Source organism: Amycolatopsis sp. WGS_07 (assembly GCF_045278895.1).
GTDB lineage: Bacteria > Actinomycetota > Actinomycetes > Mycobacteriales > Pseudonocardiaceae > Amycolatopsis.
This window is the reverse complement of the sequence record NZ_CP136053.1, coordinates 3688826-3712213: the sequence shown is the minus strand read 5'-3', so window position 1 is coordinate 3712213 and position 23388 is coordinate 3688826. Positions and strand designations below refer to the sequence as shown.

Genomic DNA, 23388 nt, shown 5'->3' with positions numbered 1-23388 from the left:
GGAGTCCGGACTTCAGAGAGGTCCCGATGAACGCGCAGACGCAGAACGCCGACGGACAGCCCGCCGAGCACACCCCGGCGGGCGAGGACATTTCCTCGCTTCGCGAGGAGATCGACTGGCTGGACTCCGAAATCCTCCGGCTCGTGAAGCGCCGGGTCGAGGTGTCGAAGACCATCGGCGCGGCCAGAATGGCCGCGGGCGGCACGAAAATCGTCTACAACCGCGAGATGGACGTGCTGGCGCGCTACCGCGAACTGGGTCCCGAGGGCCGTCAGCTCGCGATGCTGCTGCTGAACCTCGGCCGCGGCAGGCTGGGCCGCTGAGGCCGCATCCGGGGCATCCCCGATTCGCGCCGCACGGAAACCGGGCAGACTGGACACATGATTAACCTCATCGCCGTCATCATCGCGATCGCGAGCGTGCTGGCGTCCCTCGGCCACGTCGGCTACCTGGCGCTGCTGAACAACGCGGCGGGCAAGCGGGCGGGCGGGGCGCCGGTGGCGCAGTACGTGCGCAGCCGCTGGGCGCTGGCCGGCGGTGCCACCGCGGCCTCGCTGTTCGCCTGGCTGCTCACTTCCGGCAACGTCGTGCTGGACATTCTCGCCATCGTCATCGCGGTCGGTAGCGGCGCGACGTCGATGAAGGCCCTCCAGTCGACGCAGGCGAAGTACCGCAGCGGCGGCTGACGAGCCCCCGAACTGGGCAAACACCGGGCGGCACGCTGCGCTGCGTGACGTGCCGCCCGTTCGGGCGCGCCCGGTCGAGTGAAACCGGTGCAAGTTGCAGGATGGGTGAAGACATTCGCCTGCCGGTTTCCTACTGTGAAGTCCGTGAGGACCCTGGCGTCTGCGCCGGGCAAGGCCCGGAGGATGCGCGGGAGCTGCGGCTCCGCGCGCCGTTCTCCGCGTGCGCGTGCATTTGCGCGGGAGTTCGCAAGTGTGGACGCAAGCGCCATTCTCCGCTTCCCTGCTCCGTTCGGGTTGACGGTCGCCCCGGCGCCGTCACGCCCCTCTCCTGGAGGGGTCGGACCGGCATGACGGGAAACACGATGGGCGGTCCGCGGCATGCTGACCGTCCCGGCGCGGTGTCGGACGCCGAGGTCACCGTCCCTGGACGGCACCGCGTCCGCGCCGACGGGACCTGGACTCCCGTGGTGCCGCCCCGCACCGCCGGACATCACCGGCACCGCACCGGCGGCCCGGCCGCCGGCAGCGCTCCCGCGCAACGGGGCAGCGACAATCCGCAGCAGCGGGGCGCGCCCGCCCCGCGCGCGAACCGGGTGCCCGACGACGGGAACCGCCCGGCTCCGAACCAGCCGGTCTTCCCCACCGCGAGCGGCACGTTGCCGGTCGGCGAACCTCCGCTGCCGCAGCCGCAGCGCCGCCGGGCCGCGACCGATCCGCAAGACCGCCGAAACCCCGTCGAACCCCCGCGCCGCCCGGCCGCCTCCGCTCCGGACCGGCTGGCCGAACCCCGCGGCTGCCAGAACCCTCCCGGCCAGCAAGAATCCCAGAGCCGCCGAGCTGACTCCCTCGCCCGGACGCCCGGCGCCGCCTTCGCTCCCCCGCAGAACCACATTCCCGAGGAACACCGCGCCTTCGCGCCGCCGTCGAGCGCGCTCCCCCAGCCGACCCGGCGCACCCGGCAGGAACGCGTCGCCACCACGTCCGCCGCGCTGGCCAACCGGCCGCCCGCTCCGGAGGGCCCGCGCGAACGCGTCGAGCTGAACCCGGTCGCGGACGAACCGCCCCGGCGCCAGCGCGTCACCCTGCGCGAACCGGCGGTCTCGCCGCTGGACAAGGACGAGCAGCAGGACGACGAGGTGCGCGTGTACGCCGCGCCGCTGCTGGACGGCCTCGGCACCTTCGACCTCGGTTCGGTGCCCGCGTCGGTCACCCCGCCGAAAACCTGGCGCAAGGCCGCGTGGTTCGCCACCGGGGCGTCTGGCGCGGTGGTCGTCGGGCTGCTGTTCGCCGGGACATTCCTGGTCGGCGGGCCCACCGCCACGACGACCGACGCGGTCGGTGGCGGCGGCTGGCCCGGCAGGCAGAACGGCGGCAACCCGAACCTCAGCGCGCTCATCCCGAACGGGCAGCACGGCGGGGTCGGCGGCAACGTCCCGCGCAGCGGAACCAGCACCAGCCCGGACGGCGTCACCTCGGACAACGGCACGCATCCGCAGCAGGGCGCCAGCGCGAGCAGTTCCGCGAGCAGCAGCTCCGCCGGAAAGACCACCGCGTCCAGCCCGGACACCGGCAGCACCTCGTCCGGGCCGACGACCACGGACTCGCCCTCGTCCAGCGAACCGCCGGAGAAGCCGCCGGTCACTCCCGCTCAGCGGGAGACGAAAGAACCGCCGTACTTCACCGCCAACGACCCGAACAAGATGGGCAACAACTCGGAGACGTTCTTCAACAACGTCACCACCGATCCGTCGAAGGCCTCGGCGGTCACGTCCGGCGACCTCAAGCAGGAGGGCTCGCAAGGGCTGCGCAAGCGCTACGCCGACGTCGCGTACTTCGAGGTCAAGAAGGTCACCATCGACCCGGAGCACGGCACCACGGTGAACACCGTCGAGGTCACGCACCAGGACGGCAGCAAGAGCACCGAGCAGCGCACGCTCACCTTCGACGACAACGGGAAGATCACCGACGACGGGCGCTGACCAGCACACTGTCTGCAAATGCCGATGCACGTGCGGAGCGGTGAGCGGTTATTCCCTCGTCCGGTTGGGTGACATAAGCTGCCGTTCGTCGTACGACGGCGGCATTCCGGCGACGAGGTCTGGCGGCCGTCTGTCGGCACAGGGTTACCTGGCGACTACGAGGTCTGGCGCCGACCACGAATCGGCCGGACCGCCCCGAGGACACCGCCACCGCGCTGTGTCCTGCCCCGAACCCCCATAGCGAGGACTTTCGTGCTTGAACGGCAGCGAACCCGGCGAGAACCCGACGCCGTGCGCGTCGAGGACGTGATTCCGCCGGAGCTGCTCGAGGACGTGGCCGAAGCCGACCGCGAGTATCTCGAGCAGGTGTTCCGCGAACCGCAGAAGTACCTGCCGCCGCGCAGCCGCCGCCCGGTCGTCCGGGCCGAGGAACCCGTCGAGGAACCCGAAAGCAAGCTCGCCCGCCGCGCGAAGCTGGCCGGGCTCGTCGGGGCAGGCGCGCTGGTTGCCGGAGCTGTCGTCACCGCCTCGCTGCTCAGCGGCGGCCCGCGGCCCACCGTGCCGGTCGCCGGGGAAACGGCGATGCCGGCCGGGTTCAGCGGCGCGGCAGCGCTCGGCGGCCAGGCCGTGCCTCAGCAGCGCAAGACGCACTCCTCCGGCGGCACCACGTCGGGACACGGCGAAAGCACCGCGCAGACCAAGCACACCGGCACCGCGCCCGCGACGACGACGGATTCGGGCACCACGACGCCGGAAACCACCTCTGGCACGTCGTCTTCGGCCTCGTCGAGCACCTCGCCCTCGGCCAAGTCGCAGAAGTCCGCCACCTCATCGGCAGCCGCACCGGATCCGGTGAAACTCGAAGCGGTGCGCAAGTTCTACGCCTCGATCGACCACCATCCGGACAACGCGCTTTCGCTGCTCACGCCGAACGTCGCGCGCGGCGAAACGGGCGACCTGGTCCGCGCGTGGAGCGGGGCCGACTCGATCGACGTACAGGAACTGCACGTCCAGGACGACGGTTCGGTCTTCGCCGTGGCACTGGTCCGCCAAGCCGACGGCACCCTCTTGCGCGTGACCCAATTGTTCGAGGTCGTCGAGCAGGATGTGATCTCCCAGGCCCGCGTGCTGTCCGCAGTCTATTCCTGACCTGCGCGAACGTGGTTATGCCTGGACGCCCGGAGTGTGCCGCGTGCGTGTGCGCAGAGTGAGCGCCTAGCCTTGTCACGGGTCGGTCTCGGCAAAACCGGCACACGGTCCACAGCAGGTGCCTACGCTCTGGTGCTGCGGCGGGTTCGAACTCACCCCTTTGGGGTAGACAAGTCCCGCTCCGGGAAGTCAGAGCCCCAAAGGGAGGTCGCGTGAGCGACGAGGGTCGTCTGGTCGCCGGCCGATACCGCATCGTCGGGAAGATCGGTTCCGGCGCGATGGGGGCCGTCTGGCGCGCCCACGACGAGGTACTGGGCCGTACGGTCGCCATCAAGCAGCTTCTTCTCCAGCCAGGGCTGGAGAACCACGAGGCGGAGGACGCCCGGCAGCGCACCATGCGCGAGGGCCGGATCGCCGCCCGGCTGCACCATCCGAACGCGATCACCGTGTTCGACGTCGTCACCGACGACAACGGCCAGCCCTGCCTGATCATGGAGTACCTGGCTTCCACCAGCCTGGCGCAGGTGCTGCAGGAGAAGGGCACGCTGCCGCCGCTGGAGGTCGCGCGGATCGGCGCGCAGATCGCCGCCGCGCTGAGCGAGGCGCACGCGGTCGGCATCGTGCACCGCGACATCAAGCCGGGCAACATCCTGCTCGCCGGCAACGGCACCGTGAAGATCACCGACTTCGGCATCTCGCGGGCCAAGGACGACGTCACGGTCACCAAGACCGGGATGATCGCCGGCACCCCCGCTTACCTGGCGCCTGAGGTCGCGATCGGCGGCGACCCCGGTCCGGAGTCGGACGTCTTCTCGCTCGGCTCGACCCTGTACGCGGCCTGCGAGGGACAGCCGCCGTTCGGCCTGTCCGAGAACACGCTGAGCCTGCTGCACGCGGTCGCCGCGGGCCAGATCAACCCGCCCCGGCAGTCCGGTCCGCTGGCGAGCGTGCTCGCGGTGCTGCTGCACCCGGAGACCCAGCACCGGCCCACCGCCGACGAATGCGAGGAACTGCTGGCCGCGGTCGCGCGCGGCGAGACCCCGCTCGGCGGCCCGGCCGACGAGACGATGATGGCCTCGTCCTCGGGCACCCTCGGCGCGGCCGCGCTGGGCGCGGCGGGCGGCGCGGGCGCGGCCGGTCTGCTGCATCCGGACGAGGAGCAGGCCAGCCACTCCGGCACGCTGCTCGACGACCCGGGCGTCACCCAGCAGTACGACCCGAGCGCGCAGCAGTACTACGGCGAGGACCCGTACCCGCCGGGCTCCGGTTACCCGGAGGACGACTACGACGACTATCACCACCAGGACGGCTATCAGGAACCGCCGCTCTACGGCGATCCGAGCCGCAACGGTCTCGCCGCGACCCGCGCGGTCCCGGTGCCGGACGCCTACGACGACGACCCGTACGACGAGGAACCGGCTCCGCGGACCCGAGTGGTGCAGACCGCGCCCGAGGACGACGAACCCGAGAAGCCCGGCTCGTGGAAGAAGCCCGCGCTGATCGGCGGTGTCGTGGTGGCCGGCCTGGTCGCGCTCGGCGTGTGGCTGCTGACGCCGGGCAATCCCCCGGACGCTTCGCAGCCCGCCCCGCCTGCTTCGTCGTCCGCGGTCGCTCCGACGTCCGTCACACAGCCGTCTTCCGAAGCAACCACTACGTCCCCGCCTACGTCTACCCGGGAAAGCGCGACCCGCGAGACCCAGTCGACGCGGCACTCGCGGAAGTCCACTACAGCAGAGGACACTCCGACGGAGGAGCCGTCGAAGACGCGGGAGTCGCCGACGAAGCAGACGTCGACCAAACCGCCGCAGTCGGACACCTCGTCGGCCGCGCCGCCGACGGGTCCGACCAGCTAAGCGATTCAGGGACAGCATTGAGTTCAGAAGGCAGCATCGTCGGCGAGCGGTACCGGCTCGACCAGCCGATCGGGCGGGGCCGCGCGGGCATCGTGTGGCTCGCGTTCGACACGCGGCTGTTCCGGACCGTCGCCGTCAAACGCATGTACCTGCCCGTCGGCCTGCCGCCGGAGCGCGCCGCGCAGGCCCGCGCGATGGCGATGGAAGAGGGCAAGGCGGCGGCCAGGATCGAGCATCCGTGCGCGATCACGGTGTACGACGTGCTGCCCGACGGCCAGGACGTGTGGCTGGTGATGGAGTACATCCCGTCGCGCGGGATGTCGGTGTTCCTCGCCGAGCACGGCAGGCTCACCCCGGAACAGGCCGCCTTCCTGGGCATTCAGCTCGGCGACGCGATGGCGTCGATCCACTCGGCGGGCATCGTCCACCGCACGCTCGAACCGAACACGGTGCTGCTCGCGGACGACGGCAGCGTCAAGCTCACTGACATCGGCATCACCGGCGGCGGTCCGCATGCCGCTTACCGCGCGCCGGAAGTCGCCCGCGGTGCCCCTCCGTCGGCGGCGGCGGACGTGTTTTCCCTTGGCGCGACGCTGTACACGGCGGTCGAGGGCGTGCCGCCGTTCGGCGATGACGGTCGATCCCCGGAGCGGCCGGCGGAGAACGCGGGCCCGCTCGCCGGAGCGCTGCAGAAGATGCTGCGCGCCGACCCGGCGGCCCGGCCGACCATGGACGACACCGTGCACGCGCTGAAGGCGATCACCGCGGGACGCGAGCAAACCGCGTTCATCCCGCCGACCGCGCCCGCGTTGCCGACCGTTCCCGCGTCGCATCCGGTGCCGACGCAGCAGCCCAATCTGCCGGACGCCACCCAGCAGATCCTGCCGCCGCAGCAGCCGGTGCCCGCGCAGCAACCGGCTCCGCTCATGCAGCTTCCGGTCCAGCAGGTGCCGCAGGCTCCCGCGCCGGCCCAGCCCATGCAGCCGATGCAGCAGCCGACCGCCCGGTACGTGCCGACGCCGGCGCAGCAGGCCGCGTCCGCGCAGGCGGTTCGCGAGAAGGCGGCCGCGCGGCGGCGGATCATCCTCACCGTCGCCGCGATTCTGTGCGCGATCCTGATCGGGATCGGCGTTTCGCAGCTGCTGTTCGTCTGAGCCTGCTCAGGCGACGTTCTCGGTCGCCTCTTGCATGGCCTCAAGGAACGTTTGCACGGCCGGGCTGCCTGCGACTCGCGCGGCCACCGCGGCGTGGATGTGCCTGCTCGGCTGCGGATTGCGGACCCGGCGCACGACCACGCCCGGATGCGGCGTGCCCAGGCCCAGCTCCGGGACCAGCCCGACGCCCAGCCCGGCGGCGATGAACCCTTGCGCCGACGGATAGTCCTCGGACTCGACGACGACGTTCGGGTGGAAGCCGGCCGACGCGCAGGCCCCTTCCAGGATCGCGCGGCAGGCGCCCGGGATCGGATCGACGCCGACCCACGGTTCGTCGGCGAGGTCGGTCAGGTCGAGGACGCGTTTGCGGGCCAGCCGATGCGCGCGCGGCAGCACCGCGCGGTACGGGTCGTCCAGCAGCGGCACCAGCTCGATGCCCCGGCCCGGCTCCGACGGCCGCGGGTACACGATGATCGCCAGGTCGGCGCGGCCTTCCTCGACCTCGGTGAGCGGGTCGCCCGGGTCGATGAGCTTGAGATCGAGCCATACGCCGGGGTGTTCGCGGCGCAGCGCGGCCACCGCGTACGGCACCATCGTCGCGCCCGCGGTGGCGAAGTAGCGGATGGCGAGCTTGCCGGTGCGGCCTTCCTTCAGCTCGGTGAGCGCGGCCTCGGCTCTGGCCAGCTCCGCGCTGAGCGTCTCGGCGTGTTCGGACAGCAGGGTCCCCGCCGGGGTCGGCTGGACGCCGCGGCCGACGCGTTCCAGCAACGGCGTGCCCGCTTCGCGTTCGAGGACCGCCAGCTGCTGGCTGATCGCCGACGGCGTGTACCCGAGATTCCTCGCCGCGGCAGTGATCGAACCGCTCGTGATCACCGCGCGCAGCACCTGCATGCGCCGTACATCGAGCATGGGTTTGATCCTACAGCTTTACTTAATTGTCCATGCAGTTATTTGCGCTTGTCCTTACACCTCACCACCGCGAAGCTGGCTGGTGAGGCGAAGGAGGAACCTGGGGTGGGCGAGACGAAGACGCTGCTGAGGATCGCGGCGCTCGCGTTGATGTGGGGTTCGAGTTTTTTCTGGATCAAGCTCGGGCTGGAGGCGCTTTCACCGGTGCAGCTGGTGCTCGCGCGGCTCGTGCTCGGCGCCGTAGTGCTGCTGGCGCTGTGCCTGATCGGCCGCCGGAGCCTGCCGGCGGACAAGCGCACCTGGGGGCATCTGCTCGTCGCGGCGTTCTTCCACAATGCCTTGCCGTTCCTGCTTTTCGCGGTCGGCGAGACCACTGTGGACTCCGGCATCACCGGGGTGCTGAACTCCACTACCCCGCTCTGGGTGCTGGTGGTGGCCCCATTCCTCGGGGTGTCGAACCGGATGAACGCGACGCGGATCGCCGGTCTGGTGATCGGGCTCGGCGGAATCCTGCTGATCTTCGCGCCGTGGCAGGCGTCCGGGCTGCTCAGCTGGGGTGCGCTGGCCTGCCTCGCCGCCGCGGCGAGCTACGGGTTCGCGTTCGTCTACGAGGGCCGGTACCTGTCGAACACCGGTTCCTCGCCGTACGCGATCGCGGCCGGGCAAATGCTGCTGGCCACTGGGTTTCTGGTGCTGGCCATGCCGTTCGGCGGGTTCACGCCGGTGCACCTGAGCCCGGTCGCGCTGATCGCGGTGGTGATTCTCGGCCTCGGTTCGACCGGGATCGCGTTCGCGCTCAACTACCAGCTGCTGGCGAGCGAAGGCGCGGTGGCCGCGTCGGTGGTGGGCTATCTGCTGCCGGTGGTTTCGGTGCTGCTGGGCGCGGTGTTCCTGCACGAGCAGCTGAACCTGCGCGTGATCGCGGGCATGGTCGTGGTGCTGCTCGGGGTCGCGCTGACCCGGTTGCAGCGCAAACCGGCGGAGGCCCCGGAGGAAGAACTGACTCCGGCTTAGACCAGACGGCGGTCCGAGGCCCAGCGGGACAACTCGTAGCGGTTGGACAGCTGGGTCTTGCGCAGGACGCTCGACACGTGCGTTTCGACCGTCTTCACCGAGATGAACAGCTCGGACGCGATTTCCTTGTACGCGTAACCGCGGGCGAGCAGGCGCAGGACGTCGCGCTCGCGCGGGGTGAGCAGGTCCAGTTCGGGGTCGTTGATCGGCGCGGAGCCGGGACGGTCGGCGAAGGCGTCGAGGACGAAACCGGCCAGCCGCGGGGAAAACACCGCGTCGCCGTCGGCCACCCGGACCACCGCGCGGACGAGTTCCTTCGACGAGATCGTCTTCGTGACGTACCCGCGCGCGCCGGCCCGGATCACCGCGATCACGTCCTCGGCGGCGTCGGACACCGACAGCGCGAGGAACACGACGTCCGGCAGCTCCGGGCGGACGCGGCGGAGCACCTCGGCTCCCCCGCCGTCGGGCATGTGGACATCGAGCAGCACGACCTGCGGACGGGTGCGCGCGATGCCGGCGACCGCGTCGGCGACCGACCCGGCCTCGCCGACCACCTGCACCTCGTCGGTGATCGAATCGAGTTCCGTGCGCACTCCCGCGCGGAACAACGCGTGGTCGTCCACGAGGAAGACCTTGACCGGTTCCCGCTGGCTATCCGTCACGACTGCCCACTCCCTCGCTTCGCCTGCCCCCGAGCATAGCGAGGTCATGCCACCCCTTTGCCCGCCTTCACCGGCATGGCGAGCTGGACTTCGGTGCCCTCGCCGGGCGCGGTCCGCAGTTTGCAGGTGCCGCCGTGGCGTTCCATCCGGCCGCGGATCGAGTCGGCGAGGCCGTGCCGGTCGGCGGGCACGACGTCCGGGTCGAAGCCCTTGCCGCGGTCGCGCACGAACACGGTGACCTCGGTGGGCTCGACCTCGGCGAACACGCTGACCTCGTCGACGCCCGCGTGCTTGGCCGCGTTGACGATCGCCTCGCGGGCCGCCTGCACCAGCGCGGTGAGCGGCGGGTTCAGCTCGGCGTCGCCGACCACGACCTGGCCGACCGAGATCGCGAACTGGTCCTCGACCTCGCCGCACGCCGCGGCGAGGGCCTCGGACAGCTGCTGGCGGGTGCCTTCCTCCTCTTCCTTGGTCCGCTTGTCGCTGGGCTTGCCGTAGCCGCCGGGTCCGTAAAGCCAGCCGCGCAGCTCGCGTTCCTGGCCGCGGGCGAGGCGGGCGACCTCGGCGGGCTGGTCGGCCTGGCGCTGGATCAGCGCGAGGGTCTGCAGGACCGAGTCGTGCAGGTGCGCGGCGATTTCGGCACGTTCGTCGGTGCGGATGCGGGCCTGGCGCTCCTCGCCGAGGTCGCGGACCAGCCGCAGCCAGAACGGAACGGTGAGCACGGCGACGCCGATCAGCGTCGCGATCACCGCGATCAGGGCGAACTTGACCTGGTCGAAGTCGCCGCTGGCGAACACCACGAAACCGATGCCGGTGGCCACCAGCGCGACTCCGGCGAGAATCCGGACGAACGCGGCGAGCCGGCCGCCCTCCCCGACCAGGCCGTCGCGAGCCCCGACGCGCCAGCGCCGCCGCTGCGACTCGTCCGCCTCCCGCCAGACGACCGCCGCACCGAGCGCGGCGAGCGCGAGCGGCACCGCGACCCAGCCGCGGATGGCCCCGGTCAAAGTGCTGCTGGCGATCGCGAGACCGATGCCGAGCGCGATCAGCCCGTACGCCTGCTGCCGGTCGCGGGCCCTCGGCGCGGTCTCGGTTTCCTCGGCGCTCTGCGGAACGAACACCCAGAGCAGGCCGTAGGCGAGCAGGCCGGCCCCGTTGAGCGCGGCCAGCAGCGCGAACACGACGCGGACCCAGACGACCGGAACCCCTAGGTGGTCGGCGAGCCCGCTCGCCACACCCGCGACGGCCCGCCCGGAGCGCCGCCGGTACATCTTGGGCCGCGCTTCCGGTTCGGCGACCTCCATCGCCTGGGCGGACATGAGCGTCGAGGGCTCCTCGGTGGCCGAGGAAACCCGCCCTGGGACGCTGATGTCGAGAAAGTCCTGCACGAGTTCCATCGTCACACGCGAGAGCGGGCCGGACATCGGGGAAGGCCCTGATCCATTCCCCCAGACGGCCGCCGTCGGGGAAATTCCGCGAACCCTCCTGCCGCCCGCCGGGACTCGGTACGATGCAGGGGGCGAGCGATCACAGTGCGTAAACGGGGCGGGGAGGCCGGATGACCGAGCAGCATCGCGCGGAGCACGTCGAGTCCGCAGGCGATTACTACGCCCGGACGCAGAACGTGCACCAGATCTTCGCGGTCGGCGAGGACTCGCCGGAGACGCGCAGCGCGACTGAGCGGGACGCCTCGCAGTACTCGGTCCAGCAGGGCCAGCAGTTGCTCCAGGGTCAGCAGACCAGGGGCGACGCGCCGACGCCGGACGCGAACTACGCGTCGTACAGCCACGAAGACCTGCACAAAATGGTCAACGAGGGCTTGGACTTCAAGGGCATCAACGAACGCAGCCGCGTGACGAACTTCTACGGCAACTGGCTCGCCGACGTGTCCAACCAGTTCCGCGACGCGGCCAATACCGCAGGGGCCGAGTGGCAGGGCACGGCCGCGAACCAGGCGCATTCGTTCTTCCAGAGCACGGCGGACCACACGGAGAAGACCGGCAGCGCGATGCAGCTGGTGTCGAACCGCTACTCCCAGCAGTCCGCGGCGGCTGACTACGCGCACAAGAACATGCCGGAGCCGACCGGGTTCGACCAGAAGGCCGAGATGGCCAAGGCGACCGAACAGTTCCAGAACGGCAACCCTTTGCAGGGCGTGATCGCGATGGGCGACGTCGCGGCCAAGCAGCAACAGGCAGACGCGGCGCACCAGCAGGCGGTCCAGGTGATGCACGGGCTGGACTCGACGTATCACGAGACGTCAACGACGCAGCCGGTTTATTCACCGCCGCCGCAGATGAACAACGACAGCACGCACGCGAGCAGCGCCGCGCCGGTCACGGTGCCTGGCGGGGCTTCGAGTGGGCCTTATGTCGGGCCGCCGGGTGGCCCGGTGACTGGCGGGCCTGGGTACACCGGGGCTCCTCCGCTGGGCGGTCCCGCTGCCAACGCTTTCGGCCCGCCTGCTGGCGGCAATCCCGCGGTCTCCCCGCCCGGAGTGCCCTACAGCCCCGGGCCAGGCATCAACACCGGCACCGGACCGCTCAGCAACCCCAGCCTGCCCGGCGGCGGGAACGTCCGGCCCACGCCTGGTCCGCTGGGCCGGCTGTCCCCTGACGGGCTCGCGCTGGGCGGGGGCGGAGCCGGAAACCCCGGCGAGGACACGCCACGCAGCCGGTCGGGCGGTGGCGTTGGCCGAGGCGGCGCTGGCGGCCGGGTGACTGGCGGTGCCGGCTCGGGCGGTGCCGGTAAGCCGAGTGAGAGCAAGGGCGCCGCAGAGCGACTCGAGCGCGGTGCCACCGCCGCGGCGAACGCAGGGAAGGGCGGAAAGCCTGGCGCCGCGGGGGCTGCTGGCGCGGCGGGTGCCGGGAAGAAGAAGGAAGAGGACAAGGAACACAAGAACAAGATCCCGACACAGGTCGATCCGGACGAGGTCTTCGAGGTCAGGCCGGAACGCGGGCCGGACGGGGAGAAAATCACTCCCCCGGTTCTCGGCGGTTGATCCGCGAAGGATTTTCCGCCACGCGCCCACAGCCTTAGCGACCTGAGCGCAAACACAGGAGCAGCCGATGCCAGGAATCGAAGTAAACTCCGAGCCGATCTCCGGAAGCTCGTCCGCAGCCGACACAGCGGGCAATGCGTTCCTGGCGGGGCTGACCGAAGGCCCCGGAAGCCACGACGCCGCACTAAAGATGCGCGACGCCGGGAACACGCTGAAGACGTTGGCGCAGAACGGCGCGTTCGCAGTCAATGAGGCTGGGTTCAACGCTTATCTGAAAGCGTGCAACTTCTTCCTGGACGGCTACCGGGACATGCGCTATGACTTGAATATCTTGACCCAGTCCGCGCAGATGGGAAGCTCCGGCTACGCCGACAAAGTAGCAAAATTCAACACCAAAGTCGCCGAGGGCGACACCGACGCAATGCTCCCCAACCTTGACCTGATGTACAAAGGCGTCAAGGCCGCCCTCGAAGCCCTGACCATCGCGCGCGAAAACTACAAGAAGAACGAATCAGATAACACTACATCGTTCGCCGAACTTAACAAGAAGCTGGACAATTCGTGACGAAGACTCGCCGAGCAGTCAGGCTACTCAGTGCCGCGTTCGCCTTAGTCGGCACAGCAGCCTGCAGCAATCCCGTTGACGGCTCGGCAACGCCGAGCGCATCGGCACCCGCGCCAGCCAGCAGTCCCGCTTCCAGTTCCGACAATCCGTTCTCCTCATTGAACCAATGCCAACTGGTCGATAAAATCCTAGCCGGTCAAGGATTCCCGCCAGCACAACCATCCGTCGCAGACTCCAACCGAAGCTGCCGAACAAAGAAGATGTCCGAAAATGCCGCGAAGGATCCTGCGGCCGAAGTCGGCATCGCGCTTCAAAATGGCCAAAAGTACACAGAAAACATCCAGAATCCCAATTCGGCACACAATGGAAACATTGACGGCAGAAAGCTCATCGAGCAGCGCGACCTGCTGGGTTCTCCAGGTGGCTGCCAGATTGGCATGGAGGTTGGCCCCAACGCGCGCGCCTTGGTGATCGTACTGATCGGCGACGACACCGCAGCCGCCTGCAAGAAGGCTGAAGAGGTCGCGACCGCACTGGATAAAATGTTGCCCCGAAACTGAAAGCAGAGCGTCTGTTTATCCAGCAGCCGAGCGCGTTGGGTGTCGTCGGCGCATCGAGACCCACGCAGCAACTGCCCGCGAAACGCAAGAAGAAGTCGTCGTAGCGCTGGAATCGGAGTTTCCGAAGAGTTGAACGAACGCAGGGTCAACTCAGCTGCAGTACTACCGATCACCTTCAGCGATTCCGATAGCGGCACAGGACAGGTCAACTGATGATCGTATCGCGCACGCCGAAAGCAGCGATCCTGCTCAGCGCGGCAGCACTGACGCTGACCGCCTGCGATAGGACCGTCGATGGCATCGCGGAAGAAGACCAGCAGCAGCCTCTCCAACGATGCCCCCAGCCTCGTCCGGGAACCCTTTTTCCAACAGAAATCAGTGCGCACTCCTCGACCAGATCCTCAGCGGCCAGGGTTTCCCTAAAGCAACCCCCTCGATCGCACAGGGCAGGAAAGCCTGCGCTGCCGACAAGGCCAGCGGCGGCATAAATGCCACTGCGGTGGCGCTCGGCTTGCAAGAAGGGCAACGTTACACAGACGGCATCGGCAGTCCTGACAAGGTGCGCAGCGGGAAAATTAACGGACGCCCGTTCATCGAAGAACCCGCACCGTTGGGGTCCAGCGGCCAATGCTCGATTTTCATGTCGGTTGAGTCCGGCTCGCGCGCGATCATCATCGTGACCGGCGGCAACGACACTGCTGCGTCCTGCAGCACAGCTGAAGACCTGGCCAAAAAGCTGGACCCCCTCCTCCCCAAGGGCTGACCCCTTCCACGGAGGCCCCAAGCCCCCATCTCGGGGATAACCTCAGGGACCTTCCCCGATGTGCCGCCCCCTCCATCGACCATGCTGTGAGGCATGAGTGGTGCGAACGACGTGCGGCCTCCGCGTACGAATCCGTTGAACGGGTTCGAGGAGACCGTCAAGGACTTCTGGGCCAGCCGGCCTCGGCGGCCGCACTCGGGGCGGAAGGTCGCGGGGGTCGCGGCTGGGCTGGGGGATCGCTACGGGATCGATCCGGTGGTGATTCGGGTCGCGCTGGCGGCGGCGACCGTCTTCGGGGGGTTCGGGCTGGTGCTTTACCTGCTCGGGTGGCTGTTCTTCCCGGGGGAGGGCGACGAGGTTTCCGGCTTCGAGGCGTTGATCGGCCGGGGGCGGTCGACCATGACGAAGGCGTTCGCGGCCGTCCTGACGGTCGCGTTGATTCCGGTTGTCGGGTGGACGTTCGGCGGCGGCTGGTTCGACGGCGGCGGTCTGATCGGGTTCGCGTTGCTCGCCACGTGCCTTTATCTCCTGCATCGCACCCGCGGGCAGGACAACCGACCGGCGCCGGTCGTCGCGTTCGCGGCGGACGGAACCGCTTCCGGAACCGGAGCTTTCACGATGAACAGCGACACCCCGACTCCCGCGGCGGCGGCACCGGGCTGGGATCCGCTGGCCGCCGACCCGGCGGGCTGGGATCTGCCTGATCCGGCGGCGCCACCGCCTCCGCCGACCGGCGATTACAACGACTACGAGCCGCGGCCGCCGCGGCGGCGGTCCAAGATCGGGGCCGCTACGTTCGGCCTCGCGGTGATCGTGGCCGGCGTCGGCGTGGCGCTCGCGCTGAACGGGTTCGACTGGTTCTCGCTGCGGCACATCATCGGTTTGACGCTCGCGGTGCTCGGCGTCGGGCTCGTGGCCGGGGCGTTCGTCCGCGGGGCTCGCGGCCTGATCGGGCTCGCGATCCCGCTCTCGGTCGCCGGGATGGTGCTCACGACCAGCACGTTCGACAACCTCGACGTGCGCGGCGGCGTCGGCGATCTGTCCGCTACCCCGCGGACGGTGGCCGAGCTGCAGCCGGTGTACCGGCACGCCGCCGGGAACATGCGGATCGACCTGACCCAGCTGGCCGCGAGCGACCCGATCACCACGACGGTCTCCAACGGCGCCGGGAACACCGAGGTCATCGTGCCGCGCACCGCGGACGTCACCTTCACCTGCGAGAACACCGCCGGTGAGGTCGACTGCCTCAGCCGCACGTCCAACGGGGTCGGCCAGCCGGCCATCACCGGGACCGACAACGGCGACGACAACGTCGGCGGACAGAAGATCACGCTCCACGTCACCAACGGCGTGGGCCAGGTGGAGGTGCGCCGTGGCTGAGAACCCTTACTCCTACCAGGAGCCCGAGGCCCCGGCTCGCCGCCGCGGGGTCGACTGGATCACGCTGATCGTCGGGGTCGCGACCCTGCTGGTGTCCGGTTACGTCCTCACCGACGGCTCCAGCTGGCTGCCCACCTTCGACTTCCGCTGGATCATCGCGGGCGGCGCGGTGTTCTGCGGGATCCTGATGCTCGGCGCGTCGTTCCGCAAGCGACGCCCCTGAGAACACAAAAACGGGGCCCCGGCTATCCGGGGCCCCGTTTTTCACGTCATTCCCACTCGATGGTGCCCGGCGGCTTGCTCGTCACGTCCAGCACCACGCGGTTGACCTCGGACACCTCGTTCGTGATCCGGGTCGAGATCCGCTCCAGCACCTCGTACGGCAGCCGCGTCCAGTCGGCGGTCATCGCGTCCTCCGAGGACACCGGGCGCAGGACGATCGGGTGACCGTACGTGCGGCCGTCGCCCTGGACGCCGACGCTGCGGACGTCCGCGAGCAGCACCACCGGGCACTGCCAGATCTCCTGGTCCAGCCCGGCCGCGGTGAGTTCCTCGCGGGCGATCGCGTCGGCCTCGCGCAGGGTCTCCAGCCGGTCCGCGGTCACCTCGCCGATGATCCGGATGCCGAGACCGGGGCCGGGGAACGGCTGGCGCTGCACGATCGTCTCCGGCAGCCCCAGTTCGAGCCCGACGCGGCGGACCTCGTCCTTGAACAGCAGCCGCAGCGGTTCGACCAGCTCGAACTGCAGGTCGTCCGGCAGACCGCCGACGTTGTGGTGGCTCTTGATGTTCGCGGTGCCCTCGCCGCCGCCGGACTCGACCACGTCCGGGTACAGCGTGCCCTGCACGAGGAACCGGTAGTCGCCCTGCGCCTTGAGGTCGCGCTCGGCCTGCTCGAACACGCGGATGAACTCGCGGCCGATGATCTTGCGCTTCTGCTCCGGGTCGGTGACGCCGGCCAGCGCGTTCAGGAACCGCTCGCGCGCGTCCACGGTGACCAGGTTGACGCCCGTCGCGGCCACGAAATCGCGCTCCACCTGGGTGCGCTCGCCCGAGCGCAGCAGGCCGTGGTCGACGAACACGCAGGTCAGCCGGTCGCCGATGGCGCGCTGCACGAGCGCGGCCGCGACCGCGGAGTCAACGCCGCCGGACAGCGCGCAGATCGCTCGTCCTTCGCCGATCTGCGAAGCGATCCTGGCGACCTGCTCATCCACAATGGACGAGGTGGTCCAGCCAGGCTGCACCCCGGCGATCTCGTACAGGAACCGGCGCAGCACCTCCTGGCCGTGCGGCGAGTGTGCCACCTCCGGGTGGTACTGCACGCCCGCGAAACGCCGCTCGACGTCCTCGAAACCGGCGACCTCGGCACCGTCTGAGCTGGCCGTGACGACCGAGCCCTCGGGGGCCTTGGTGACGCTGTCGTTGTGGCTCATCCACGCCGTCTGGTGGCCGGGCAGCCCGGTGTGCAGGACGCCGCCCTCGCCGACGATCCGCACGTCGGTGCGGCCGAACTCGCGCACGCCGGTCGGCTCGACAACCCCGCCGAGCGCACGGGCGAGCAGCTGGTGGCCGTAGCAGATGCCGAGGATCGGCACGCCGGCCTCGACCAGTTTCGGGTCCATCGCCGGGGCACCCTCGGCGTACACGCTCGACGGGCCGCCGGACAGGATGATCGCGGACGGGTTCTTGGCCAGCAGCTCCTCGACGGTCGCGCTCGACGGCACGACCTCGGAGAAGACCTGCGCCTCGCGCACGCGACGGGCGATCAGCTGCGCGTACTGCGCCCCGAAGTCCATGACGAGTACCGGACCGGTGGGAGTGGCCACCCAAGACCTCCAGGTATCAGCGCTTTTGCCACCATCGTCCCAGGTGGGCCCCGTCACGTCGGCAATGCCCCCGTAATGAGGACAGCCACCGTCCGCGAACCGGCTTACCGTGCCCGCATGACCAACGACTGGACCAACGAACTGACCGAACAGCTCGACTGGCACTGGCAGCACCACGTGCGCCCGAAGCTGGACGGGCTCACCGACGACGAGTACTTCTGGCAACCGGTCGCGAACTGCTGGACGGTGCACCCTCGAACGGACGAGAGCCAGCCGGGCACCGGCGACTTCACCATCGACTTCTCGTTCCCGGAGCCGACCCCGCCGCCGGTGACCACCATCGCGTGGCGGCTGGGCCACATCATCCCGGGCGTGCTGGGCATGCGCTCCGCGTCGCACTTCGGCGGCCCGCCGGTGTCCTATCAGGACTTCCCGTACGCGGGCACTGCCGACGAAGCGCTGAAGCAGCTCGACGACGCGTACGCGACCTGGATCGCCGGCGTACGCAGCCTCGACGCCGAAGCGTTGGCTCGCCCGTGCGGTCCTGCTGAAGGGCCGTACGCGGAGCTGTCGATGGCTGCGCTGGTCTTGCACATCAACCGAGAGATGATCCATCACTGCGCGGAGATCCTGCTGCTGCGCGACCTTTACCGAAACCGGTGACCAGCAGCCCCAGCACCATTCCGAGCAGTGCGGGCAGGCCGTGGTTGTCGTGCAGCACTGTGTCGAGCACAGCCAGCGGGGCGAGCAGCAACGCCGCGCGGTACAGCCCCTGAGGTGGTTCAGCGGCGCGCAGCACGACCACGGCGAGCACGCCGAGCAGCCCGGCAACGCACATCGAGTTCCCCGCCCCCACCGGGTTCAGCCAGACATAGCTGAGGTACTGCCCGAACAGCCCGCAGCCGAAATACAGGGCGAACCACGACACGCGGCCGAGGCACCATTCCGCGAGCGTGCCCACCACGGCGAGGGCGATCAGGTTGAAAATCCCGCCGAAAAGCTTGCCGTCCTGGAAGAACATCCCGGTGAGCAGCCGCCACCACTCGCCAGCGTCGATCGCCGTCGCGTCGCGCTTGAAACGGTCGAAGAGCGACGGGTCCGCCAGCTGGGCGACGAGCACAGCCGCGGTCACGAGGAACACCGCGCCGGTCAGCACCGGACGGCGCGGTGTTCCGACGCGAGCGAAGAAGGTCCGCAGCGGGCTTTCGGACCAGCGAGCGGCCACCGAGTTGGTCATGCGCTGACGATATGCCGAGCCCGCGCCCGAGACCCCCGACAAATGTCATCTCGGCACCAGGACAGGTGCCACAAAAGAAGGACCGAGTCCGGCGTGCTGGGCCTGGCGCTGCCTAATACCTTGAAGCGCATGGACACGATCACCCCACAGCCGCGGGCCGCGTGGATCGCCGGCCAGGCTGAGCAGGGCGCGAGCACCCTCGTGGTGCACCACCCGTTCGACGGCAGCGAAGTGGCGACGGTCGCGGTGCCCGGCGCTGACCAGGTCGAACGGGCGGTGGCCGCGGCGGCCGCGGTCGCGAAGGAGTTCCGGCGGACTCCCGCACACCAGCGGGCGGCCGCGCTGGAGCACGTTTCGCGCGGGCTCGCGATGCGGGCCGAGGAACTCGCCGAGGTGATCACGGCCGAGAACGGCAAGCCGTTGAAGTGGGCCGAGGCCGAGGTGAAGCGCGCGGTGTCGGTGTTCCGCATCGCGGCCGAGGAGGCGCGCCGGTTCAGCGGCGAGATGCAGCGGCTCGACGCCGACCCGTCCGGCGACGCCCGGCTCGCGCTGACCCGCCGGGTGCCGCGCGGGCCGGTGCTCGGGATCGCGCCGTTCAACTTCCCGCTGAACCTGGTGGCGCACAAGGTCGCGCCCGCGCTCGCGGTCGGCGCACCGATCATCGTCAAGCCCGCGCCGCGCACGCCGCTGTCTTCGCTGGTGCTCGGCGAACTGCTCGCCGAAACCGACCTGCCGGAGGGCGCGTTTTCCGTACTGCCGCTGGGAAACGAGGAGACTCAGGCGCTGGTCGCCGACCCGCGGCTGCCGGTGGTGTCGTTCACCGGATCGGGCCCGGTCGGCTGGTCGATCGCGGACGCGGCGGCACGCAAGCACGTGGTGCTCGAGCTGGGCGGCAACGCGGCAGCGGTCGTGCTGCGGGACTGGCCGGACGTCGAGGGCGCTGCGCAGCGGATCGCGACATTCGGCAACTACCAGGCTGGCCAGTCGTGCATCGCGGTGCAGCGGGTGATCGTGGACGCGGCGATCGCGGACGAGTTCGTGCCCGCGCTGACCGAGGCCGTCGAGGCACAGCAGACCGGCGACCCGTATGACCGCAACACCGACGTCGGCCCGGTCGTCGACGAGGCGGCCGCGGAACGGATCATCGCGTGGGTCGAGGAGGCCGTGGCCGGTGGTGCGCGGCTGCTGACCGGCGGAACCCGTTCTGGCGCAACGGTTGCGCCGACGCTGCTGACCGACGTACCGGCGGACGCCAAGGCCTGGTCGGAAGAAATCTTCGGGCCGGTGTTGGCAGTATCCATTGTGGACGGTGTCGACGAGGCTTTCGCTTCGGTGAACGCGTCCGCATATGGGTTGCAGGCCGGAGTCTTCACCAGCGACGTGCAGCTGGCGTTCCACGCGTCGGCGGAGCTGGAAGTGGGCGGCGTGATCATCGGCGACGTGCCGTCGTATCGCGCGGATCAGATGCCGTACGGCGGGGTAAAGGGTTCGGGCGTCGGCCGGGAGGGCGTGCTGTCGGCAATGCACGACCTGACCGAGGAGCGGGTGACGGTCTTCACCGGAGTGGACCTCTGACCACAGTGGACCTTCGGCGGGCAACGGCCGCTGACGCACGCGACGTCGCCGACGTGTGGCTGCGGTCGTTCTCCGCCGCGCTGCCGTCGGTGCGTCGCGCACACGATGACGACTCGGTGCGCTGGTGGTTCGCGAATGTCGTGGTGCCACAGCAAGAAACCTGGGTCGCGGTGGCCGAGTCCACTGTGGCCGGTCTCTTGGTGCTCGACGACGCGGAGCTGGCCCAGCTCTATCTCGACCCACCGTGGCGCGGACGGGGAATCGGCGATCAGTTGGTGGGCTTGGCCAAACAGCTCCGCCCAGACGGGCTGACGCTGTGGACCTTCCAGATCAACGAGTCAGCGCAACGGTTTTACCGCCGCCACGGCTTCGTCGCCGTCGAATACACCGATGGACAGCGAAATGAAGAAGGCGAGCCAGACGTGCGTTACGTCTGGCCCCCTCCTCACGCGGACTGAGCGAACTTGAAAACCCCGTTGGGGTCGTACTTTTTCGCCACCTGGTCCAGCCGGGCCGCGTTGTCGCCGTAATAGGCCGACTTCCAGTCCGGCAGATCCGGGTCGATGTAATTCACGTAGCCGCCGCGCGCGCCCGCGTCCGCCAGCCCAGCGACCACAGTGGACACTGACTTGCGCGCGGTTTCCTTGCTGCTCACGGTCGCCGGGGCGTAGACCTGGATGCTCGCCAGCGCTTTCCGGTGGGGGAAGGCCGTCGCGGTCGGTGCGATGTCGCTCACTGCGCCGCCGAGACCGTCGATGAGCAGGTCCATTCCCTTGTGCCCGGACGCAAGATCCGCGATCTTCCCGCCATCCACCGGATCCGTGATGATCCGCGACGACGCCACGAAAGTCTGCCGTTCCGAACTGCCGGAGAAATAGTTCATCGCCGCGCCGTAGCTGAGGGTTTTCATCGTGCGACTGGACGGCGTCACAGACAATCCGCTGAGCGCCGACGTCAGCCCCGACTGAGTGCCGACAAACGCCCCACCGATCCGACAAGCCCCGCTCGAACCGCCGGAAACCACGCAATTGGACCACAATTCGGGCGGAGCGCTCGGCAGCCAGCGCTGCCACGCGTCGACCACGTCGCTCGCCGAACCGGACGGGAACTTCAGCGAAAACACCGTGATGGTCGGTGCTTCCACGGTGGCGAAGGTGAACGACGTGACCACGCCGAAGTTTCCGCCCCCGCCGCCGCGAAGCGCCCAGAACAGCTCGGCGTCGGATTGCGCGTTTACCGTGCGCAGCTTGCCGTCCGGCGTGACGATCTGCGCGGACTGCATCCGGTCGCAGGTCAAGCCGTATTTGCGGGTCAATACGCCGATACCGCCGCCGAGCGCGAGCCCGGCGATGCCGACTGTCGGACACGAACCCGCAGGCAGGCAACGGCCCGCTTTCGCCAGCTCCGCATAAACGTCGCCGAGCTTCGCGCCCGCGCCGATCACGACCTGGTCGCCCTGGACGTCCACGCCGGCCATTTCGCCGACGTCGATGACCAGCCCGCCGTCCGGCGCCGAGTACCCGGCATAGCTGTGCCCACCGCTGCGCGCGGCCAGCGGAATCCGTCCGCCAGCCGCTTCAACGCACGCCTGCACGTCCTCCGGTTTCGCGCATTTCGCGACCGCAGCCGGGTTACGTCCGTCGAAAAGCGGATTGAACGCGCGCTTCGCGCTGGCGAATCCGCTGTCGCCAGACACCACGAGGTCTCCGGATAGCTTGCCGCGCAACGCGTTCCAGTCCGGTGGCCCGGACGGCTTCGCGCTGGTGCTCGGCGGTACGGACGCTCTCGTCGTCGGGCTGGTCTGCGGCACCGGCGGCCCTGGTTTCGACGTGCACGCCGCGGCCACCGCGCCGACCGCCGTCAGCCCGGCGGCGCGCAAGAACGTCCTTCTCCCCAGTGTCATGTTCATTCAGACGCCTCAGACCGCGGGTCGGTTGCGAAGAGTCCGGCCAGTAATGCGCGAAGAGCGAATTCGAACCGCTCGCCGTGCCGGGCCCCGTCCCGCAGCGCTTGCGCGAGCAGCGGAAAGCGGTCGTCGTCGAGGTGCGTCAAACTGTCCACATCGGACTGCGTGCCGGGCGTCCGGCCAGCCTCGGCGAGCGTGTGGCCGAGGACGAAAGTCATCACGGCGTTCACCATGTCGAGTCCGCGCGCCGGCGGCAACTCAAGCAGCCGCAATGCGGTTTCGATCACCTGCAGCGAGTCCGGGCTGACCGCCGGACGGGTCGCGGCGAGCGGCAGCACGCCCGGATGCGCGAGCAACTGCTCCCGGTACGCCCGGGCCACCCGGCCCAGCCACTGCGGACCGCGCTCGCCCGGTTCCGGCTCGATCCCGGCCAGCGCTGAAACGAGCCGGTCGATGAGCGCGTCGAACAGCGCTTCCTTGTTCGGGACGTAGTGGTAGAGCGTCATCGCCTCCACGCCAAGTTCCGCGCCGAGCTTGCGCATCGACAGCGCGGCGACGCCGTGCTCGTCCACGAACGCGAGCGCGGCGTCCACGACCCGCTCCCTGGTCAGCCCGGCGCGCGGCCGGGCCCTCCGATCGGCCACTGGCCCCCCTTGACGTTTCTTACGCCGTAAGGTACCACTATCGACGTCTCTTACAGCGTAAGAATCGAGGAATCATGACTGACCCCAAGACCGTCCTGCAGCGTTTCGTGTCGATCGTCAACAGCCACGACCTCAGCGACCTGGACACCGTGGTGGCCGAGGACGTGACCGAAGCCGGCCCGGTCGTAGTCGACGCGCCGACCGGCGGGCTGGCCGCCTTCCGCACCGGCTGGACGCAGATGCTGACCGCGTTCCCAGACCTGCGCGTGGACCTCGATTCCCTGCTCGCCGAAGGCGATCGGGCCGCCGCCACGGTGACGCTCACCGCCACCAACACCGGCTACTACCGCAGAGGCTTCGCGACCGGCAAAAGCGGAACGTGGCGCGGTTTCCTTCTCGCGCGGGTCACCGACGGCCGGATCTCCGACCTGGACATCCAGACCGACCGGCTCGCCATCCTGCAGCAACTGGGCATCGTCGGCGACGACGACGAACTCGCCGCCGCTCGGCAGGCTGGCTGAG

At 69.4% G+C, this 23388-nt stretch carries 24 protein-coding genes; 17 read left to right on the top strand and 7 right to left on the bottom strand.

Annotated features, from left to right (window positions below):
* Positions 1-26 precede the first annotated feature (26 nt).
* The 6 genes from RPX00_RS17760 to RPX00_RS17735 all read left to right on the top strand — a co-directional run bounded on the left by RPX00_RS17760 (position 27) and on the right by RPX00_RS17735 (position 6821).
* A complete protein-coding gene (locus RPX00_RS17760; RefSeq protein ID WP_009072470.1) occupies positions 27-323 on the top strand; it encodes a chorismate mutase in 297 nt (98 codons plus the stop codon).
* A 57-nt stretch (positions 324-380) separates the two neighbouring features.
* Positions 381-686: a hypothetical protein gene (locus tag RPX00_RS17755; RefSeq protein ID WP_067588097.1), complete on the top strand. Its 306-nt coding sequence runs from the start codon at positions 381-383 to the stop codon at positions 684-686.
* Between the two features lie 347 nt (positions 687-1033).
* Positions 1034-2665 carry a hypothetical protein gene (locus RPX00_RS17750; RefSeq protein ID WP_406640700.1) on the top strand — a complete coding sequence of 544 codons (1632 nt, stop codon included), beginning with the start codon at positions 1034-1036 and terminating at the stop codon, positions 2663-2665.
* 252 nt (positions 2666-2917) lie between these two features.
* On the top strand, positions 2918-3814 hold the full coding sequence (locus tag RPX00_RS17745; protein WP_406640698.1) for a hypothetical protein: 897 nt from the start codon (positions 2918-2920) through the stop codon (positions 3812-3814).
* A 212-nt stretch (positions 3815-4026) separates the two neighbouring features.
* Positions 4027-5667, top strand: a complete 1641-nt coding sequence (locus RPX00_RS17740) for a protein kinase domain-containing protein (RefSeq protein ID WP_406640696.1) — start codon at positions 4027-4029, stop codon at positions 5665-5667.
* A 17-nt stretch (positions 5668-5684) separates the two neighbouring features.
* A complete protein-coding gene (locus RPX00_RS17735; protein ID WP_406640694.1) occupies positions 5685-6821 on the top strand; it encodes a protein kinase domain-containing protein in 1137 nt (378 codons plus the stop codon).
* 6 nt (positions 6822-6827) lie between these two features.
* Here RPX00_RS17735 and RPX00_RS17730 read toward each other — a convergent pair whose 3' ends face one another.
* The gene (locus tag RPX00_RS17730) at positions 6828-7730 is read right to left on the bottom strand and encodes a LysR family transcriptional regulator (RefSeq protein ID WP_116206532.1); all 903 of its coding nucleotides are present in this window, start codon (positions 7728-7730) and stop codon (positions 6828-6830) included.
* A gap of 105 nt (positions 7731-7835) precedes the next feature.
* Here RPX00_RS17730 and RPX00_RS17725 point away from each other — a divergent pair, with 105 nt between their 5' ends.
* On the top strand, positions 7836-8744 hold the full coding sequence (locus RPX00_RS17725; protein ID WP_406640692.1) for a DMT family transporter: 909 nt from the start codon (positions 7836-7838) through the stop codon (positions 8742-8744).
* Here RPX00_RS17725 and RPX00_RS17720 read toward each other — a convergent pair.
* Positions 8741-9457: a response regulator gene (locus tag RPX00_RS17720; protein ID WP_406640690.1), complete on the bottom strand. Its 717-nt coding sequence runs from the start codon at positions 9455-9457 to the stop codon at positions 8741-8743. The two genes, RPX00_RS17725 and RPX00_RS17720, sit on opposite strands and share 4 nt — an antisense overlap.
* A complete protein-coding gene (locus RPX00_RS17715; RefSeq protein ID WP_406642968.1) occupies positions 9454-10728 on the bottom strand; it encodes a PspC domain-containing protein in 1275 nt (424 codons plus the stop codon). Before RPX00_RS17715 ends, RPX00_RS17720 begins: the two co-directional genes overlap by 4 nt.
* A 239-nt stretch (positions 10729-10967) precedes the next feature.
* Here RPX00_RS17715 and RPX00_RS17710 point away from each other — a divergent pair, with 239 nt between their 5' ends.
* From RPX00_RS17710 to RPX00_RS17685, 6 genes are all read left to right on the top strand, one after another.
* The gene (locus RPX00_RS17710; protein ID WP_406640689.1) at positions 10968-12410 is read left to right on the top strand and encodes a hypothetical protein; all 1443 of its coding nucleotides are present in this window, start codon (positions 10968-10970) and stop codon (positions 12408-12410) included.
* Between the two features lie 67 nt (positions 12411-12477).
* Positions 12478-12975 carry a hypothetical protein gene (locus tag RPX00_RS17705; protein WP_406640687.1) on the top strand — a complete coding sequence of 166 codons (498 nt, stop codon included), beginning with the start codon at positions 12478-12480 and terminating at the stop codon, positions 12973-12975.
* A complete protein-coding gene (locus RPX00_RS17700) occupies positions 12972-13535 on the top strand; it encodes a DUF3558 family protein (protein WP_406640685.1) in 564 nt (187 codons plus the stop codon). Before RPX00_RS17705 ends, RPX00_RS17700 begins: the two co-directional genes overlap by 4 nt.
* A gap of 334 nt (positions 13536-13869) precedes the next feature.
* Positions 13870-14298: a hypothetical protein gene (locus RPX00_RS17695; RefSeq protein ID WP_406640683.1), complete on the top strand. Its 429-nt coding sequence runs from the start codon at positions 13870-13872 to the stop codon at positions 14296-14298.
* 93 nt (positions 14299-14391) lie between these two features.
* On the top strand, positions 14392-15678 hold the full coding sequence (locus RPX00_RS17690; RefSeq protein ID WP_406640681.1) for a PspC domain-containing protein: 1287 nt from the start codon (positions 14392-14394) through the stop codon (positions 15676-15678).
* Positions 15671-15901 carry a hypothetical protein gene (locus tag RPX00_RS17685; RefSeq protein WP_406640679.1) on the top strand — a complete coding sequence of 77 codons (231 nt, stop codon included), beginning with the start codon at positions 15671-15673 and terminating at the stop codon, positions 15899-15901. The genes RPX00_RS17690 and RPX00_RS17685 overlap by 8 nt, the downstream gene beginning before the upstream one ends.
* 46 nt (positions 15902-15947) lie before the next feature.
* On the opposite strand, the gene guaA is transcribed toward RPX00_RS17685, so the two are convergent.
* Positions 15948-17504: a glutamine-hydrolyzing GMP synthase gene (guaA, locus tag RPX00_RS17680; protein ID WP_406640678.1), complete on the bottom strand. Its 1557-nt coding sequence runs from the start codon at positions 17502-17504 to the stop codon at positions 15948-15950.
* A gap of 117 nt (positions 17505-17621) precedes the next feature.
* Here guaA and RPX00_RS17675 point away from each other — a divergent pair, with 117 nt between their 5' ends.
* On the top strand, positions 17622-18167 hold the full coding sequence (locus RPX00_RS17675; protein ID WP_406640676.1) for a DinB family protein: 546 nt from the start codon (positions 17622-17624) through the stop codon (positions 18165-18167).
* Here the strand turns inward: RPX00_RS17675 and RPX00_RS17670 are convergent.
* A complete protein-coding gene (locus RPX00_RS17670) occupies positions 18100-18741 on the bottom strand; it encodes a rhomboid family intramembrane serine protease (protein WP_406640674.1) in 642 nt (213 codons plus the stop codon). The genes RPX00_RS17675 and RPX00_RS17670 overlap by 68 nt on opposite strands.
* A 129-nt stretch (positions 18742-18870) precedes the next feature.
* Here RPX00_RS17670 and RPX00_RS17665 point away from each other — a divergent pair, with 129 nt between their 5' ends.
* Together RPX00_RS17665 and RPX00_RS17660 are read left to right on the top strand one after the other, a co-directional pair.
* Positions 18871-20316, top strand: a complete 1446-nt coding sequence (locus tag RPX00_RS17665; protein ID WP_406640672.1) for an aldehyde dehydrogenase family protein — start codon at positions 18871-18873, stop codon at positions 20314-20316.
* Between the two features lie 5 nt (positions 20317-20321).
* Positions 20322-20774: an N-acetyltransferase family protein gene (locus tag RPX00_RS17660; protein WP_406640670.1), complete on the top strand. Its 453-nt coding sequence runs from the start codon at positions 20322-20324 to the stop codon at positions 20772-20774.
* Here the strand turns inward: RPX00_RS17660 and RPX00_RS17655 are convergent.
* Positions 20762-22225 carry an FAD-dependent oxidoreductase gene (locus tag RPX00_RS17655; protein WP_406640668.1) on the bottom strand — a complete coding sequence of 488 codons (1464 nt, stop codon included), beginning with the start codon at positions 22223-22225 and terminating at the stop codon, positions 20762-20764. The genes RPX00_RS17660 and RPX00_RS17655 overlap by 13 nt on opposite strands.
* The gene (locus tag RPX00_RS17650) at positions 22222-22866 is read right to left on the bottom strand and encodes a TetR/AcrR family transcriptional regulator C-terminal domain-containing protein (RefSeq protein ID WP_406640666.1); all 645 of its coding nucleotides are present in this window, start codon (positions 22864-22866) and stop codon (positions 22222-22224) included. The genes RPX00_RS17655 and RPX00_RS17650 overlap by 4 nt, the downstream gene beginning before the upstream one ends.
* A 74-nt stretch (positions 22867-22940) precedes the next feature.
* On the opposite strand from RPX00_RS17650, the gene RPX00_RS17645 reads away from it, so the two are divergent.
* On the top strand, positions 22941-23387 hold the full coding sequence (locus RPX00_RS17645) for an ester cyclase (protein WP_406640664.1): 447 nt from the start codon (positions 22941-22943) through the stop codon (positions 23385-23387).
* Position 23388: the final 1 nt, after the last annotated feature.

Bases quoted from the DNA above. Each gene is read 5' to 3' on its own strand.
- RPX00_RS17760 (WP_009072470.1), top strand. From the start codon at position 27: ATGAACGCGCAGACGCAGAACGCCGACGGACAGCCCGCCGAGCACACC.
- RPX00_RS17755 (WP_067588097.1), top strand. From the start codon at position 381: ATGATTAACCTCATCGCCGTCATCATCGCGATCGCGAGCGTGCTGGCG.
- RPX00_RS17750 (WP_406640700.1), top strand. From the start codon at position 1,034: ATGACGGGAAACACGATGGGCGGTCCGCGGCATGCTGACCGTCCCGGC.
- RPX00_RS17730 (WP_116206532.1), bottom strand. From the start codon at position 7,730: ATGCTCGATGTACGGCGCATGCAGGTGCTGCGCGCGGTGATCACGAGC.
- RPX00_RS17720 (WP_406640690.1), bottom strand. From the start codon at position 9,457: ATGACCTCGCTATGCTCGGGGGCAGGCGAAGCGAGGGAGTGGGCAGTC.
- RPX00_RS17715 (WP_406642968.1), bottom strand. From the start codon at position 10,728: ATGTCCGCCCAGGCGATGGAGGTCGCCGAACCGGAAGCGCGGCCCAAG.
- RPX00_RS17710 (WP_406640689.1), top strand. From the start codon at position 10,968: ATGACCGAGCAGCATCGCGCGGAGCACGTCGAGTCCGCAGGCGATTAC.
- RPX00_RS17705 (WP_406640687.1), top strand. From the start codon at position 12,478: ATGCCAGGAATCGAAGTAAACTCCGAGCCGATCTCCGGAAGCTCGTCC.
- RPX00_RS17695 (WP_406640683.1), top strand. From the start codon at position 13,870: ATGCCCCCAGCCTCGTCCGGGAACCCTTTTTCCAACAGAAATCAGTGC.
- RPX00_RS17690 (WP_406640681.1), top strand. From the start codon at position 14,392: ATGAGTGGTGCGAACGACGTGCGGCCTCCGCGTACGAATCCGTTGAAC.
- RPX00_RS17675 (WP_406640676.1), top strand. From the start codon at position 17,622: ATGACCAACGACTGGACCAACGAACTGACCGAACAGCTCGACTGGCAC.
- RPX00_RS17670 (WP_406640674.1), bottom strand. From the start codon at position 18,741: ATGACCAACTCGGTGGCCGCTCGCTGGTCCGAAAGCCCGCTGCGGACC.
- RPX00_RS17665 (WP_406640672.1), top strand. From the start codon at position 18,871: ATGGACACGATCACCCCACAGCCGCGGGCCGCGTGGATCGCCGGCCAG.
- RPX00_RS17655 (WP_406640668.1), bottom strand. From the start codon at position 22,225: ATGAACATGACACTGGGGAGAAGGACGTTCTTGCGCGCCGCCGGGCTG.
- RPX00_RS17645 (WP_406640664.1), top strand. From the start codon at position 22,941: ATGACTGACCCCAAGACCGTCCTGCAGCGTTTCGTGTCGATCGTCAAC.